The 16,408-nt window shown below is 55.9% G+C and carries 9 protein-coding genes; 6 read left to right on the top strand and 3 right to left on the bottom strand.

Translation table 11 applies throughout. The features are described 5' to 3' along the window. The 3 genes from ATO10_RS08185 to ATO10_RS16690 all read right to left on the bottom strand — a co-directional run bounded on the left by ATO10_RS08185 (nt 1) and on the right by ATO10_RS16690 (nt 8,314). Entirely contained in the window at nt 1-2,772 is a 2,772-nt protein-coding gene (locus ATO10_RS08185; RefSeq protein ID WP_035250245.1) for a DEAD/DEAH box helicase, read from the bottom strand. Nucleotide 2,773: 1 nt separating this feature from the next. After that, complete coding sequence (locus tag ATO10_RS08180; protein WP_035250244.1) at nt 2,774-7,951, bottom strand: DEAD/DEAH box helicase; 5,178 nt, start codon at nt 7,949-7,951, stop codon at nt 2,774-2,776. A gap of 237 nt (nt 7,952-8,188) precedes the next feature. Then, the gene (locus ATO10_RS16690) at nt 8,189-8,314 is read right to left on the bottom strand and encodes a hypothetical protein (RefSeq protein WP_272945291.1); all 126 of its coding nucleotides are present in this window, start codon (nt 8,312-8,314) and stop codon (nt 8,189-8,191) included. A 1,253-nt stretch (nt 8,315-9,567) separates the two neighbouring features. Between ATO10_RS16690 and ATO10_RS08165 the strand changes: the two genes are divergently transcribed. The 6 genes from ATO10_RS08165 to ATO10_RS08140 all read left to right on the top strand — a co-directional run bounded on the left by ATO10_RS08165 (nt 9,568) and on the right by ATO10_RS08140 (nt 16,406). Further along, a complete protein-coding gene (locus ATO10_RS08165) occupies nt 9,568-10,266 on the top strand; it encodes a TnsA endonuclease N-terminal domain-containing protein (RefSeq protein WP_051598037.1) in 699 nt (232 codons plus the stop codon). Beyond that, entirely contained in the window at nt 10,260-12,410 is a 2,151-nt protein-coding gene (locus tag ATO10_RS08160; protein WP_035250237.1) for a Mu transposase C-terminal domain-containing protein, read from the top strand. Before ATO10_RS08165 ends, ATO10_RS08160 begins: the two co-directional genes overlap by 7 nt. After that, on the top strand, nt 12,410-13,420 hold the full coding sequence (locus ATO10_RS08155; RefSeq protein WP_051598036.1) for a TniB family NTP-binding protein: 1,011 nt from the start codon (nt 12,410-12,412) through the stop codon (nt 13,418-13,420). Before ATO10_RS08160 ends, ATO10_RS08155 begins: the two co-directional genes overlap by 1 nt. Further along, on the top strand, nt 13,417-15,294 hold the full coding sequence (locus ATO10_RS08150; protein ID WP_081806471.1) for a TniQ family protein: 1,878 nt from the start codon (nt 13,417-13,419) through the stop codon (nt 15,292-15,294). Before ATO10_RS08155 ends, ATO10_RS08150 begins: the two co-directional genes overlap by 4 nt. 1 nt (nt 15,295) lies before the next feature. Continuing rightward, a complete protein-coding gene (locus tag ATO10_RS08145; protein WP_035250233.1) occupies nt 15,296-15,859 on the top strand; it encodes a metallophosphoesterase in 564 nt (187 codons plus the stop codon). A gap of 226 nt (nt 15,860-16,085) precedes the next feature. Further along, entirely contained in the window at nt 16,086-16,406 is a 321-nt protein-coding gene (locus ATO10_RS08140) for a hypothetical protein (protein ID WP_035250231.1), read from the top strand. Nucleotides 16,407-16,408: the final 2 nt, after the last annotated feature.

Genomic DNA, 16,408 nt, shown 5'->3' with positions numbered 1-16,408 from the left:
TTACACCTCCCCCGGAACAAGAACGAAGAGGCCGATAACGTCTGGGGGAATGATCGGCTCCACACTGACACGCGACGCGGAACCGGCAGCAGCACGAAGACGGGCGTGGTCTTCAACCAGCTCCGCGGCACGCTTTTGCACGAAATCGGCAATCGGGCCGCCCAGCAGGTCAGGAAGGGCCGCCTTCGCCGTGTTGATTATCCGATCGCGGGCAACAGGCGCGAGATCAGCAGTAGCGGGAGAGGCAAGCAGCGCGCGCGCCTCACTGCCAGAGGCGATCACCGAGTTGCTGTCCAGGGCAATAAGAGCAGCCTCTTCAGCCAGCAGAAGGCGTTCGCGCCGCGCATGGACCGTAAGCTTGTAACGAATGCGCAAAAGCGCAACCCGCGTCATCTGAGTGACGGCGGCACTCGGCCAGGCCCCGACACGACCGATGCCCAGATCCGGCAATGCTTCGGTGTCGAGAGATGCCTCAAGCAGGCTTTCTGCCAGAGACGATGTCAGCGGATGGGTTCTGGTCAGAAGCGAAGCACCAGAGGGTACCGGTTCCTGAGTGGCCAATTTCAGAGAGCCCTTCAGCCCGCGCTGCTCCAGCTTTTCTTTGAGGCTATCCTGAAGGGCATGCACGTGGGCGAACTGCAGTACTTTCTTCTTCTCGAGGGGCACCCCGAACCGAGACATCGCGCGCTCGAGAAATTCGAGCGTTTCCGCTGGCGTTCCAAGCAGGGACTTCACCTTGTCCCATTCATGTGCGACTTCACTCGGCTTCATGGCGTTTTGTGCAAACCGGGCGCGTGACCGCTTTTCGTTCTCGCTTGCATCGCGCCAGCGAGTCTCCATCACCTGGATGCCGTCACCGATTTGCAGGTCCAGCGTCAGCTGCTTGTGGCTGCCACCTCCACGGCGGAGCATCATTGCAGCCATCAGCGCATCGGTGACCGGTCCCCGCTCGTCGGGGAGAGGCACAGTCACGCCCGTCGCCTTGCGGATTTCCTCGGCTTTGCGAAGAATGACGTCCAAGACGGCACCGTCGATGGCGCTGTCGGGCGAAAACATCATGATCGAGCGAACGAGTTCGGCGGGTTGCCCAAAACGATCCACGCGACCTTCGCGCTGTTGATGGCGCGTCGGGTTCCAGGAAAGGTCGTAGTGGATCACGGTGTCGAACAGCTGTTGAAGGTTGATCCCCTCCGACAGGCAGTCCGTGGCGACAAGGATGCGTTGATCTGTGGCGGCACTTTCTTCCGCCGCCATTTCTGCGACGCGATCGCGACGTTCGTCCGGCGTCAATTCACCCGTCACGGCTTGCACATTCAGCTTGGGGAAGGCCTTACGAAGCCCTTCCTTCACATGCTCGGCAGTGGCGAGGTAGCGGCAGAAGACCACGGAGTCAGCGCCGTCTTTGATCAAGGGTTTGAGGGCTTTGATAAGGGCGTTCAGTTTGGGATCTTCGGCCGTCAGAAGTTCGCTAGCCTTTTCGAGTAGCTCTTGGAGAGCGGGATCATTTGAGAAGACGGTGTTTGGCTCAATGTCCACGGCGTCTTCGTCATCGCCATCTTCGTCGTAGATCTGCTGCTCGAGGCGGTTGTCTTCATTGGAAGCCCGGTTTCGCAACGCGCTCATTGCGGCTGCGGGTGACGATCCGACACAGCGCATCAGTGCCAGAGTGCCCCAGAAGGCAAGCCGGCGATCCTTTTGCGCGTCCCCAGCCCGAGACACGACCGAGAAGCAGTAATCAAGTACGGCCTCTTGGAAGGCCCGATGCTCTTCGTTCAGGCGATACGAGTATTCGGTGGTCTCGTGCTTGGGGAACGAGCGGTTCTCATCCCAGTCCCCCTCGACCAGGTCGACGCGCCGCCGCTGAACAAAGTGCCTGACTAGGCGCTCGCGGTATTTTTGGTTGTCGAAGTTGACGGTCCCGAATTCCGTGTCGATCAGCGACAGCAGCCGAGCGAACGCATCTTCGTCCCCTGAGTGTGGCGTGGCTGTCAGCAAGATCAACCGACGCTCAGGGTCGCGTGCAAGGCCTTGGAGCAGGTCGAAGCGCTGCTGCTTTCCCTTGTGCGTCCCTACACAGGCGTGTGCTTCATCTACGATAACGAAATCCGGACAGGCCCTGGCGAACCCATCCCGACGTTTCTCGGCTTTGATGTAGTCAAGGCTGACCACAGTGAAGGGGTAGGCATCGAAAAGGGTTTGCGCCAATGGGAGGTTGCGCTCCAGACGTGCGGCAGTCCCGGAGGTGACGGCAACGGCATCGATCCCGAAGCGATCCTTCAGCTCGGTGATCCACTGGTCCACGAGGTGCGGAGGGCAGAGAACCGAAAACGTATCGACCTCTCCGCGATCCATCAGTTCGCGGAGGATCAGACCGGCTTCGATGGTCTTACCGATGCCGACGTCGTCGGCAATCAACAGACGCGGGACCTGAAGCCGAAGGGCCATGAGAAGCGGAACCAGTTGGTAGGTCCTAGGCTCAAAAGCAAGCTGTGCGGCGGACCGAAACGGGCCTGCCCCCCGGCGGAGGGTCAGTCGCAACGCGTCGGCAAGAAGCGCCGCCTTGGACTGCACTGTCGTGCGCGCATCGTCAGGCAGGTCGAACCGAGCGGCTTCTACCGGTGTAAGCTCGAGATCCGGAGCAAGAACCACGATATCGTTTTCATTGCCCGAGAGGGGGCGCAGGGCGAGCAGGCTCTCACCGGGTGGCGGCAAGGCAACCCATTCACGACCGCGCGCTCTGACAAGGTCTCCAGGAGTAAAATTCACCGTCATATCAACCTTCAAAATTCTTCATGAAGCCATCCGGCAGTCCTTCCGACGGAACCGAAGGCAATCCAAAAACGACCCAGCCCTTGTTCATCGCGTCTGCCTCAGCTTCTGCTGTCATGTCAGCGGTCGTTGCGGCAACCGCGAATGCGCGCCAAACGAACTCGAATTCGCGTCCACCAAAGCTCGCAGGCATCGTATCGACTTGGGGAATGCCTGCGGCGCTGAATGCTTCGATCCATGGTGATGCCACCGTTCCAGCGGTCGGCTTCGCAGCAAGGGAAATAGTGCCGCGTGCAAGATCGATCAGGAATTGCGCCACTTCCGAGCTCGAGCGGTCGATCAGCTCATGGTCCGGTTGGTTGAAATAGGACAGCAAGCAACGATAGCAGCCGCGAACACAGCTTCCGTCTTTCTTCTCCTGCAACAAATCCGCATCACCCGCCGCAATCGCAGCATTCACATTCTCGAAGTGCATCAGACCCAATGCGGTCTTCGCCACCTCGTTGATTGCCTTTCCGTCATCGATCAGGCGCGTGAGGACGCCGGCGCCGCCTTCCGTTGCCTCGTAGGCAAGGATTGCACGGCGGTTGTCCCTCGCGGGCAGAGGTTCACCGAGGATTTCGCCTTCTTCCAACTGGAAAACCACTTCGATTCCGCGCAACAGCGCATGCTGAACCGTCGTGATAGTCTCGGGCTCGTACTGCTCCGGTTTTTCGAAGCGGAACAACAGGGCATTCTTTCTGTCACGGACAATCGGGACAATGCGAACCGGCTTGACCACGTCCGGCGGGACGTCCGTGTCGCTGTCCTCGTCGTCGGATTTCGCCCAGTAGCCGGATCTTGGATCGATGTGGAAACCGAAGACAGTCTGGTCCTTTCGGCGCTTCAAGCCCTTGTTCAGACGGCTGATTTCCGCGCTGTTGGCGTATTGCAGGGCCAAGAGGGAGGTGTCGCCACAGACGAATTTGGCGTTGGTCACTTGGACCTGCCCATCCTTCTTCGGCCAGGAGAAGACGGTCTGGATGTCAAAGCCCTGCCGAACGCGCTCTTCATCGTTCGCCGTGATGCGCTCAGTTGGGGCGGCCTCGACGTTATCGATGCGCAGGGTCTTCTTGATGGGGACCTCACCCGCCATGTGGTTGTGGCACCCATGACATCGCTCGATCTCTCCCTCATGCGATGCGCCACAGTTGGAGCAGATGTAGATATCCTTGGTCGCCAATTCCGATCCGTCGCCCTGACGCACCTCGGGCGGCAGTTTGGCTTTCAAGACCCGGTAGGCGCGACCCTCATGATAGATCAGACTGCGCGGGCCGAACTCGGAAATTGCCAGGAAGCGGGCTCTGGAAAGGAATGACCCCGTCTTGCCTTCGCCAGGGACAAACGCGTAGAGCGGCAGGCGCGGGAAGTTGTACCCAGGCAAGAAGCCCTCTGTTGCCAGATACCGATACGAATAGAAATCGGAGCCATTCGAGGCTTTGCCTTGTTCGAGGATGGCGATCTGATCCTGGGCCTGCATTTGCGCAGCCTTGATCTTGCGCCGGTCGGCTCCCGAGAGCCCAGTAATCTCCGAACGCTTGTTCGCCTCGGCCAATTGCGCCCTGGCAGAGCTATAAAGCTCGCGCCAACGGTCGAAGGCGCGGTCAAACTCCTTGGGGGCATTCATGGCCGTGTGAAGAACGAACTCGTCTGGATCGTCCATCCAGATCGGGGTTTGCCCTCCGTCGGACGCCAGAATCTGCTTCAAGACACGCGCCATCGGTCCCCTTGCTTGCGAAACCAGCGCGGGTTTCGAGATGATCGCCAGAACGTCTTCCTTCAGCGGGAATTTATCCCCATGAAGGTCCAGTATCTCCGGGATATCGGGAGAAAGCGCCAGTTTTGCTTCCGCAAGCCACACCGCATGTAGGTGCGATCGGACCAGCTCTTCATTCGTGATGTCGAGTGCGGGCGGCCGTACAACACCGGCCACCATATCATTGCGTCGCTCGAAGAAATACTGGTCATGCGGAGACCCCGAGGCGCAGTAGGTCACGACAACGGCGGCCTGGCCCGAGCGACCGGCACGGCCAGCGCGTTGCGCGTAATTCGCCGGCGTAGGTGGTACGTTGCGCAGGTAGACGGCATTCAAGGCAGAAATATCAACACCGAGTTCCATGGTCGGAGAGCAGAACAGTGCGGGAAGGAACCGGTCTGACTCGCCGGTTGCCCGAATTTCCGTTCGGTACTCCGAGGTCGCGAGATGGTCCATGTCGTCCTGCTCGAAACGGAACCGCCATTCACGCCATTCTCGCTGCTTTTGCGAAACCTGAGCCGTGTGCTCGCGTCCCTCCAGCCCCCAGTAGGAACTACGCCCGCCGCCAAGGTCACTGGCAATCGCGGTGTAAAGATCGTGGAAATAGCGGTTGCCGCGGTAGGTTTCATCATCGAGGGCCGGTCCAGGCACAAGCCGAACCGCAGATGGTGACAGGCGCCAGCCCGTCACATCGCTATCGAGTTCGACAGGCACCAGCAGCCCTTCTTCGCTCAGGAAGGCAAGCATCCCTTCCATGAATTCGTAGTACTCATCCTTGTTCAGCTTCATGCCGAGAATGGACTTCCGGTTTACGAGCCGTGCGATCCGCGAATTGGGACCTGCCCGAAGAAGTGTTTGTTCTTCACGCAGCGTGACGACGTTCTTGCTGCCCGCGCGCAGGACAAGCGAGGACCGCGCTCGCGGATTTTCCTTTTGGTCAATTGCCCAAGGTGCCTGAAGCAGCATTCGGGATTTCTGGGCCACGCCATCGAGGACAGTCAGATCCAAGGCTTCGGTCTGAACAGCCAGGCCCTCGAGCATCGCGGACAAAATCGCCTTGAGAATTGCCTGCCGCTGCTCGAGGCTGAGGTCCCCCAGCGCTGGATGGATTGCCATGAAGCGCTCGCGATCTTCAGAGATTTCCTCGAGGCCGAGGAAATTCACGTCGATCAGGTTCAGGACAGACAAGCTGGGATTGGTGAAGCGCCAACCGCGACGCAGGTCAGTCCAGACACGATGGGCGAGAACCTTTGCGAGCGACCGCTGGGCATCTTCACGAATGATGGCACCAGAATTCGAATCCAGAAGCCAATGCTGGCGCGCCTCTTTGTTAGTGGCAGTAAAGCCGAGGGCCTTTACCACCTGCAGGCCGAACTCGTCTTCTGCGAGCCCACCTGAACCAGCAGAAATGACCGCGCGAAGGATGGCTCCCCGCAACAGGCTTACGAACAGGAAGTCATTGAAATGGCCAGATTGCAGGGCTGCATCCTGACGGTTATCCGTGAACCCCAAAAGCTTCCGCTTCGTCTCGGGTACGCCGCTGCCAGGTTTGTTCATCCACTCCAGGGCGCTGGCGACCAGCAGGGTCGTGGCCGAGCTGCGCCCTTCGCCGGAGAGCCCCGCCAACTTGCTGCGCTCACGCATCCCCTGTGTCGGTTCGTCATGGCAACATAGGCAGAACGCGAACTTGCCCGGGATGAACCAGAAATCGTTTCCGCCCGCACCGTGGCGACCATCAGCACCCACGACGTAGGATACCGGCATACGCTTTTTGCGATACCCTCTCAGCCGTTCAATGCCGTTTTTCTCTTCTCGCCAGCTTTCGGGGTAACCCTCAAGCTCGCCTGTGAACTGAAAGTCAGTATCGCCGGGCGTCACCGGACAGAGATACCCTGCGACCTCGTCTTCCTCGGTATCGAGCGGCGTGTCGTCGATGCTTCGGGGCAGAAAACGCAAACTCCCATCGTCGTCGACCTTGGTCACGACATGGTATTCTTGGCCACAGTTTCGGCAGAACCGCGTGGGGTAGAGGCGGTTGCCAGGGGCTTCGGGATCTTCGAGCTGCCCTTCAAGAAGGATCCGACGTGGCCTAGCTGTGAGCGTCGTAAAGACTTCACCGGCACCAGAGATGAACCGGTGGAGTTTGAAGGCGAGAAAGGCTCCGTCCTTCGTGCCGCCGCGCTCATGCTCTGGCAGGCTTACCCGGGTCAGGAATCTTTCGAGATAGTCTCGGCAGGTTTCGACATCGACCGCACTGGCCAGAGAAAGCTTTTCAACGGCTTCTTCGAAAGGGATAGGCTTCTTTCTGCGTAGCTCAAGCCCATCGTCCAATCCGAGTTCGAGTTCGGCCCACACCGAGAGCGGATGGCGCTTCAGAGTTTCGTCATCAAGTGCGTCCGGCAAAGGCTGAGTCAGGGCCGTCTTCAAAGAGCCAAGGACGTGCTCGGTCTTCAGGGCGTCATCGGTCGCGCGCTGCAAGGACTCGTCGATGACCGCGTCCGGGCCAATGTCGGTACCAAACAGACGAGACGCTACCTTCGCCACAGCAAGTGCGCGGCTCTCGTCCGATCCCTCGGAGGCCATCGTTGCCGAGGTCCCAATGCAGATTGGCTCCTTGTCAGGCGAACACCTGTCCCTCAGGCGTCGAACGAGGACCGCGACATCGGCACCTTGGCGCCCGCGATAGGTATGGAGTTCGTCGAGAATGATGAACTCGAGACCGGACGCGTTCGAGACGACTTTCGAGTCTAGGTCGTCCTGACGCGTCAGAAGCAATTCTGCCATCATGTAGTTCGTCAGGAGAATGTCGGGCGGATTGGCCGCGATGCGCTCCCGCTCTTCACGGCTTTCCTGACCGGTGTAACGTTTGACCACCGGCTTGAGCTCATCGGGCAAACCGGAACCGGCGATGAACTTGTCGATCTCCTTCATTTGGCTGTTTGCCAGCGCGTTCATGGGGTAAACGATGATTGCCGTCGTGCGACGCGGCTTTCCTGCGCGCCGCGCGCGGATGATCGAGTCGACAACCGGCACGAAAAAGCACAGGGATTTCCCCGAACCCGTACCGGTCGTGACGACATAACTCTTTCCTTGCTTCGCCTTCGCGATGGCCTCGGCTTGGTGCCGGTGAAAGCGAAGAGGTGTGGTGCCAAACCGGAAAACTTTGCCCGTGCCGTCGTCGAGATCACCCGTGGCGACGAGTTCATCAACCGTCGGCCCCGCCATGAAGCGTGGATTTAGAGACAATAGGGCATCAGGCCAGAATTTTCCGGCGTCGTACTGGGCGTCGATCTCGGATTTCAGGTCGGGCGCCCGAATTGCGCTGAATGAACGCGAAAAGTGCTCATATGCGGCAATCAACTGTTGATCAAATTCAAACGCTTTCATCAGAAACCTTCGCCACTAAAGATTGTTGCCGTTTTCGAAAATACAGGCAATCCGTGTGAGAGGTTGGCTACTTGTTCGAAACGCATTGTTGTCCGAACTCTAAACATTTTCTCAAGTTACGAAACCACGAATGGTAAGTTTGGAAGCGCATTCTAAGGAAGTTCTCACCGAGAATGCTCGTAGGCCTCTAGACCCATAAACGCATGATGGCGACCGGTGGATGCCAATTGATAGTCACTAATCCAACAACTCTTTGATGAAATCTTCCTGCCGGACCGGCGCTGCCTCCCATTCCAGCGGTACGACCGATTCCGACGCGGGCGTCTCTGGTTCAGGTTGCCGGCACCCGGTCTCCTTCGCCATCACACACTTCCCTGCGCCGCGACCGATCTCAGACAGTTGTAAGTTCTGCAGCTTTTGCGGCATCGTCCGCGCTGGTTTCGTTACCACCATCCCAAGGCCCAACAACCTGTGCACTAGGCGGATTCGTTGCGTTGAAATCACGCCGGTGAGGGTGAGCGGATACTATCTGCAAAAGGCAACGAATCAGGCATCCAGAGAAAGCCGTTCTTGGGGAATAGGACGGCGCAATCAGCGCTACAGTGGGCAGGAAACTGAATTTGACACCATCACCAAGGCTAAATACGAAAAAAATTGACCGGGTTTTGCGGGATGGATGGGCTTTCAAATTGGCTAATATACATACCAACAAGTTTGTGATCACAACAGACGTTTTCTCGGGAGATATAAATCTACACTATCAAATGGGTCCTTCATCCTCTGGATTTTCTCTCGCGCTAATAGTCAGGCACCGGTGCTGCCGTGTATATGTTTATCTGTAAATTGAGGGCACCAAACTACAGCCAATGAAAGCAATTATATGTTTATCTTCCAAGATAAACATATAAGGATCAATAACTTATCCCTTGCTTACTGAACATGTTGAGTCAATGCTTGGCACCGAAATGGGTATGAAGTCCGCCTTCGGGCAACTGCGAACACATACCCTTGAGCGAAAAAGGTGTCGACATATTGGCTATTGATTTGGCAAGGCATGCCCAAATTCGGATCGAACTTTTGAGGCTTGGCGTGAGCTTTTCAGACGTCGCCACAAGCACAAAGCGGAGCAGGTCAGGAGTGACAGGGTGCAGCCAGGGCCGCTTCTTCAGTGACGTGATACAATCTGAGTTGGCAAAACGCCTCGGCACGACACCTCAAGCTCTATTTCCCGAAAGATACGACGAGGAGGGCAAAGCGCTGAAGTACAAATCGTAATACCTACCCCAAAAATGACGAAAGCCCAGATGCGCTAACATCCGGGCCCTCTAGAACAGATTAAATCCGTCCATCGCTGTTCGATTTAATCCCACTTCTAGAGCCAAAAGTCAAGCTTTTCGCGGCCGTTATGCGGTCCGCGCAGAGCATTTCTTTTCAAAATCTAGCTGAACTGGGAACTCTATGTTTACAGAACCAAGAATCCTGCTCGATGCGCAGGCAATGTCCGACTGCGACCTTCAACAACTGTTGGATTTGGTCGCACTGCCCGAACCGATTCTCACAGATCGTGAAATCTCAGATTACCTGAAACCGTCCTCTTGTTTTGAGGAGGTACGGCCATGATGCACCCTCTTCTGACCGAGATAGGTTACCGCGAACCGCTGCCCAGTCTCTCAACGCGCAAGATACCCATGCGTTCAAGGACCAGCTGCAGAGGGTTTGTCCCAGTCTGGCTCGCTTCCGAGCAGTGGTGGCGACGCATCGTTTTTGAGAGCCAGCTCGAACTGATGTTCATCCAACTGATCCTATCGCAGGGCAATGTTTACGATATCTGGGAACAACCGCCTGCGGTGCGCTACGTCAAGGAAAATGGAAAAAGCGCTCAGCATTACTTCGACTTTTTGATCACTTGGATGGACGGCTCCAAGACAGCATGGGCCGTGAAACCATTTGAACTGGTGCAAAGGCGGGATTTCGATCAAGAGATCGCGCTCATAGCGTCACAAACACCGAAGTCGTTCGCCGATGAGGTCCGTTTGTTCACGGATGCCGGGTTTCAGCGGTATGACGCGGTGAACGCCGCAAGGTTCCAGCAGTTCTCCAAGAGTCCAGATCAAGCCGCTGATGATGCCGTGGCGGAACAAATCTCAGGGCTTGAGGGGACGAAAACGATCGCTTGCATTGTGGAGCAAACTGGAATGTCCGGCCGGGCATATCGAGCAGTTGTACGCGCAATCTTCCGAGGTGACCTGCGTCAGGTCAAAGGTGGGCTCATTGACTACCCGACGCTCGTAAAGCGGGGGGTGGCACAATGCTGAAACAACGATTCACAACAAATGATCGCGCTCTGATCGGCCGCCCACCTCACTACCGTTTCCTAGGCCAGGACGCCACGACAACCAGTTGGTTGCGCGAAGGTGAAAATGGGCAAGTCGAACATTTTACCTACGAGCAGCTCGCGGAGTTCCAAAAGTCTTCTCTCTGGCGATATGAGCGGGACTATTACGATCTCAATCAAACCAAGCTGGCATCATCGATGCCAGCCCTGACCCTGGACCATTTGTCTGATAACGCGCGGAAGAAGACCATCTGGTACTTCATAATCTGCATGGCTGTGAAGGCCATGTATGACGCCGGTGAGATCTCGTTGACCGACACCAGCATCACCATGGCAAAGGCCGCTCTTCAGGAAAAGATGAATGAAATTGAGGCGCAACGGCACAACGTCGGCGTTGACATAAAAGGTTTCACCGACATGCGCGTCCGTAAGCTCCCATGCAGCAAGACCATCCGAACCAAGTTCGCCACGTTAAGGCGGTTTGGATACAACCTGCTAAGCCTCGCACCCGGTTGGTATAGAGCGCCGAAAGTCGGCAACAAGTTCGATGAAGAGACCGAAGCCGTTGTCATGAGATTGGTGCGCGAGATTGCATCCCGCGAGATGAACAACAAGGCGGAAATCGCCCGACAAGTCATAGATCGGCTCGTGGAGCTCAATGAAGAGCGGGCTGATGAGGGTATCGCCGCTCTCGGCATTCCATCGCAACGGACAATAGAACGCCGGATAGCGGCAATGAACCAGGCCGAGCTTTACGCCATTTTCCATGGTGCAGACGCTGCGCGAAAGGAGTTTGCCCTCTCTGCCGGAGGGATATCCAAACAGTTCGCGATGGACAGGATCGAGTTTGACGAGTGTGAGAACGACCTCTTCAACTACTTCACCGATCTGGGCATCTACGACTATCTGCCGAAGCATGTTAAGGAAAGCCTCCCCCATGGACGCCGCTGGATCTGTGCGGCGATCGATACCCGCACACGTGTCATCTTAGGCATTCGGGTTGCTGCTAAACCTTCTGCGGAAGAAGCCGTCAAATTGTTGCGGATGGTTGTCCGCGACAAGACAGACATTGCGATGGCAATGGGCGCAGAGTCGCCTTGGCCGTTTCACGGCGGTTTGGGCATGGTTGCCTGCGATACCGGATCGGCTTTCGCGAGCGACGAATTCATCTCGGCAGTGACGGCTCTTGGCGGAACCATGTTCTTTCCACCAGTGAAGATCCCGGAACTTCGCGCCGAGATCGAGCGAGTATTCGGCACGATCAACTCCAAGCTACTGACGCGGATCTACGGGCGTGCGTTTCACAATCCGAAGGCTCGTGGCGACTATGATTCCGAGGGTCGCGCCGTTCTCGATGACGACGAATTGGCACGCATATTGACGATCTTCTTTGTCGATTTCTACCACCATAATCAGCACACGGGCTTGGACTTCAAAACGCCGGCGAACTCCTGGTCAGAGGTTGAAAACAAATACTTCGTCAACGCACCGCCAGATCGGCACACTGTTCGATCTGCCGTCGGCATCGAGATGCAGCGCAAGCTCTCGAAACGCGGTATCGATGTCTTTGGCAACTATTACACCTGTCCCGAACTGCAAGCCTTCTGGCATGCGTCCTCAAAACGGCAGATGCGCATCAGGGTAGATCCCCACGATATCGGTGCCATCTCAGTGCTTATCGGAGAAAACTGGGTAGCGGCAGATGCCTTGGATTGCGACCTCGACGGTGTTCACATAAGCAGCTGGGTCACCGAATTTCGTGCGATCAAAGCGCACAACAAAGCCGAAAGCGAGTTGTCCAGCGACTTGCGGGACCGCGCATTGAAGAACATCGATGCAATTTGCCACAAAGCTGCGCTGCGTGCCGGTATCGGGCCCCACGATCTCACAAAAGAGCAGGTCCTGAAACTTCAGAAGGATTTGTTCCACGGGACCACCTTCAAGCCTCGGCCAGAGATCGGAGCACCCGTGGAGGAACCTGTCCTGATGGGAACTCGCTTTGAAACGGCCACCGCACTGGAAGGGTCAAAGCCTTCCCGGGAGCAGACCGCAGATGACGAGACAGATCCCTTGGAAACATCTCCACCAATCACAAAACCCACTTGGAATTTGGAGGACAAATAATGTCACTGACACGGCAAAAAGCGCTCGCCACGGGTAAGATCATCTCTGATCTGTGCGCCAAATTTGTTCCTCATACCCCCTTCTCTGACTTGCAAGATCAGTTCGATCTGTTGCTCTATCGACGTCGCGCAGAATTGGAGACAGGGCGCTCAAGCGAGGCGCGTGGCATCGTTTTGATCGGCAACTCTGGTTCCGGTAAATCGACAGCGATGTCGCATCTATTCAATCGACACAAGGATCTCGCCCGACTCGAGCCCAACAAGATTAAAGCGGAGGTGATCAGCCTATCGGTTCCATCCCCGGCAACGCTGAAGCACGTCGGAATGTCATGCCTGAATGCGATCGGCTACCCCATTCGTCGCGATCGTACGGCCGGCATCATCTGGGAACTCCTGCAGAGCCATTTGCGGGAACGTGAGACCTTGTTCTTGCACCTCGACGAGGCACAAGATCTGCACATCAACCGCAACGAACGCGAGATGCAGTCCGTCGTCAACACGCTTAAATCTCTCATGCAAAACCCGATGTGGCCAACCGGCCTGATTTTGAGCGGGATGCCAGCTTTAAAGGACTTACTGCACCTTGATCCACAGCTGTCACGACGCTTCATACCAATCCATCTCGCTCCGATCAGCTTCACAACCCATGGGAACATCTTGCCTGAAATCGTGGCCAACTACCTGGCCGCGGCCAAAATTCCCATTGCGGATGGAACTTTCAGCTCCGAGTTCACAAAGCGTTTGATCCATGCCGGTGCTGGAGAGTTGGGGCTTGTTATTGAAATCATCATTGCGGCAATCGAAGAGGCTTTGCTGGCTGACAATATGACGGTTGGTCTGGATGACTTCGCATCAGCGTTTCGGCGGCGGTCGGGATGTGTCGACGATCTCAATCCCTTCATCTCCGAAGATTACCGCGTCGTCGATGCGCGCAAGTTGCTTGCGGAAGTCGAAGAGGATGAAGCGGATGTCCTGATGCCGCATGCAAGAAAGCGCCGGAGGAGAGCATGATGCAACTCGGATTGACCCTACCTCTTCGCCCTGCGCAAACGACCACCTCGCTGGTCACAAATATCGCTGCCTTTAACGGCAGCCAATATGTGCAGGATTTTTCGCAAGATATGCGGATAAACTGGAAAGGCCTTGTCAAAGGCCTTTCTGAAGAACTTGATCTGGTCTCCAAACTATCAGGTGTGCCACGCGAGCAGATGGACAAGTATGCCAGCCGTCTCGTTGTCGAACCTGGTGGTCGTAAGAGCTTTGTGGTGGCGGGGCAGTACCTGTCAAATCGACAATTCGCGCGCGGCAGGCTGCGGGTTTGCCCCAAATGTATCATGGAAGACAAAACCAGATTTGGAGATTTTGGTCCCTACACACGTGTCTATTGGCACGTCTCATCGATCCGGACCTGTCCAGAGCATCAGGTCGCGCTGCTGGAGCTTCCTGCAGCGGAATTCCCGCGTGATATCCATGACACCTTTGGTCGCATCAGAGATCACTGGAGCCTAATCGAGGCGGCCACGCGATGCCTGGAATTCCGAAAACCCTCATCCTTTGAGCGTTATCAAATCCAGCGATTGGACGGGCAGAAGTCGGGAAATTTGCTTGATGAACTGCCCTTTGAGATCGTTGCAAAAACATCGGAAATGTTGGGCTTGGTTTGTGCCTTCGGGCCCCAAAAGGCCTTTTCAACTGCTAGTGATGCAGAGCTTGCCGACGCCGGCCGTCTCGGATTTGAGGCGCTCCGCAAAGGAAAGCAGGGAATAGAAGCTGCGCTGAGTGGCGTGCAAAGTCGCTCGGTTGGATTTCGGTCGGGCCACTACACCGATTTCTGCCATTTCGCGCGCTGGCTGGACCGTCGAACTCATGACGAGCGATATGATCCTATTCGCGAAATTTATCGCAATTTTGTCTTTCGCAATTACCCGATTGGGCAAGGCGAGATTGTGTTGGGAAAACCTTGCCCGCAGCGACACCTGCATTCCTTCGCCACAATAGCAAAGGAGTTCGACATCGATCCATTTCGCTTAAAGAATCTGTTGTGGGGTTTTGGTTTTGGGCAGGGCAAGCGAACCAGAGCCCTCTCTTCCTGTGAGATCGGATACTTTCCAGCCGCTGAAAGTGAGGCAAAAATCCGAGAGATGTTAGATGTGGTGGACCGCGTGGAAGCCGCGAGGCATCTCAACATCAACAGGTCGCTATTTGACCGTTTGCGAAAAATCGGAGTCATCCAGCCAGCGGCAACATTCGAAGGCTTGAAAGGGCTGTATCAGCCCGAACATTTGGATGAGGTTCTCGCGCACTTTCTTGATCGCGCTGAACCGATCGATGATTTGGTTGGTACACAAATGGACATCGGCGTTGCCTGCAACAAAGCCAAAGTTACGATCGAACAAGTGATTCCAATGATTTTTGATGGTCGTTTGAAGTGGTTGGGAAAGCGGAGAAGCATCGACGGCCTGGCGGCGCTGGCTGTCGATCTCGAAGAGATCCTCGACTTGTTCGAGGGTCCACCTTTGCAGGGATACACGAAACAGGAGCTAAAACGATTGCTGCGCGTTAACGATCCGACGATCACCCTTCTGATTCAGGAGGAATACATCCGAGCGCAGAAAACACGGCATCCGCGTTCACGCCGCCCGATGTCAGTCGTTCCGCATGAGGCCTATGATGCGTTTTTGAAGCGCTACGTGACTCTGGGCATCCTCGCGCATCAAATTGGTACACAGGCCAAGCACGTTTCTTCTAGACTTGAGAAGCTGAGTATTGACCCGATACAGATGGCGCCTCGGTTCAGCAAAATCTATGAACGCGAAAAACTGGACGGGCTAATTGAGCGCGACAGGTGGACCTCGGGTCCGCCGTTGCAAATGGAAGGTTGCTAAGATGGTGAATTGGTACACTGCCGACACCCATTTTGGGCATGAGAACATCATCAACTTCTGTAACCGGCCATTTCGCGATGCAGAACACATGGACCGTGTTTTGATAGAGAACCTGCGTGCGAAGGTCGGACCCGAGGACGACCTGTGGATTCTGGGAGATTTTGCGTTCGGGAAACGAGCAAAGCGTGCACCATACATTGCCGAGCTGTTCAACGAACTGCCTGGAGCAAGAAAGCACCTCGTTATCGGCAACCATGATCATGGACCGACATTGGCACTACCTTGGGACAGTATCGCAGATCTCGCGCAGGTCAGAGACGGACCCCAAAACCAGAACCACACCCTGTGCCACTACCCGATGATCACTTGGAACCATGCCGGGCGAAACGCGCTGCAGTTCTTTGGGCATGTCCACGACAATTGGCTGGGGAGTCGAAACTCCATTAACGTAGGCGTGGACGTGTGGGACTTCGCCCCGGTGACATACGAAGACATTGTTAGTCGAGCAGCGAAACTGCCGATGAACCTTCATTGGAAGGACGTTGAGCCGGGTACGATGGAATAGAACATGAACTTTTGTCCCCGCATTGCCCATCATGAATAGTAACAGTCGACGCGGTTACCCATAGAATTTAGCACGCTTCTCAATTGGGGCCGATCGGTTTGATCGGCCCTTTTTATTGCTGGATGAGAGGAAAGATTCTGCGTCGAGAGAGGAAAAATGATTGTCGTGCTCAACCGGCTCGAACAATGAAAAAAGGGGTTTTGAGAGCCGCCAAAGGAAATGTCTCATGACATTTCACAAAAAGGCGCAGGCTGACAAGCCTGCGCCTTTGTTGATTCTGGCACGGCTTTTGGCCCAGGTCTTGGTTCATTTAAGTTTGTTTGCGCAACCTGGGCACTCGAAATGCCCTGATTGCGCGCGAAACCTTGACGCTTGGGGCTGGTTTGGTCAGAAGGGCACCCGTACTTCTTTCTCTGGGTACACAACTATATCCGTGGACAGTGCTTGTGGCGCGATCCGCGAAAGCGTTGGCCTGCGTCCGGCTATGCGTGAAACTGAATTCGGTCTCCTCTCATCTTTGAAGGGGATCCAGGCCAATGAAAGGTGAAA

The organism is Actibacterium atlanticum, assembly GCF_000671395.1.
Lineage (GTDB): Bacteria > Pseudomonadota > Alphaproteobacteria > Rhodobacterales > Rhodobacteraceae > Actibacterium_D > Actibacterium_D atlanticum.
The sequence above is the reverse complement of the archived record's forward strand: the minus strand, read 5'-3'. Positions and strand labels throughout refer to the sequence as shown.

What these genes read in the sequence shown, in the direction of transcription:
- ATO10_RS08185 (WP_035250245.1), bottom strand. Translation starts at nt 2,772, where the DNA reads ATGACGGTGAATTTTACTCCTGGAGACCTTGTCAGAGCGCGCGGTCGT.
- ATO10_RS08180 (WP_035250244.1), bottom strand. Translation starts at nt 7,951, where the DNA reads ATGAAAGCGTTTGAATTTGATCAACAGTTGATTGCCGCATATGAGCAC.
- ATO10_RS16690 (WP_272945291.1), bottom strand. Translation starts at nt 8,314, where the DNA reads ATGGCGAAGGAGACCGGGTGCCGGCAACCTGAACCAGAGACGCCCGCG.
- ATO10_RS08165 (WP_051598037.1), top strand. Translation starts at nt 9,568, where the DNA reads ATGATGCACCCTCTTCTGACCGAGATAGGTTACCGCGAACCGCTGCCC.
- ATO10_RS08160 (WP_035250237.1), top strand. Translation starts at nt 10,260, where the DNA reads ATGCTGAAACAACGATTCACAACAAATGATCGCGCTCTGATCGGCCGC.
- ATO10_RS08155 (WP_051598036.1), top strand. Translation starts at nt 12,410, where the DNA reads ATGTCACTGACACGGCAAAAAGCGCTCGCCACGGGTAAGATCATCTCT.
- ATO10_RS08150 (WP_081806471.1), top strand. Translation starts at nt 13,417, where the DNA reads ATGATGCAACTCGGATTGACCCTACCTCTTCGCCCTGCGCAAACGACC.
- ATO10_RS08145 (WP_035250233.1), top strand. Translation starts at nt 15,296, where the DNA reads ATGGTGAATTGGTACACTGCCGACACCCATTTTGGGCATGAGAACATC.
- ATO10_RS08140 (WP_035250231.1), top strand. Translation starts at nt 16,086, where the DNA reads ATGACATTTCACAAAAAGGCGCAGGCTGACAAGCCTGCGCCTTTGTTG.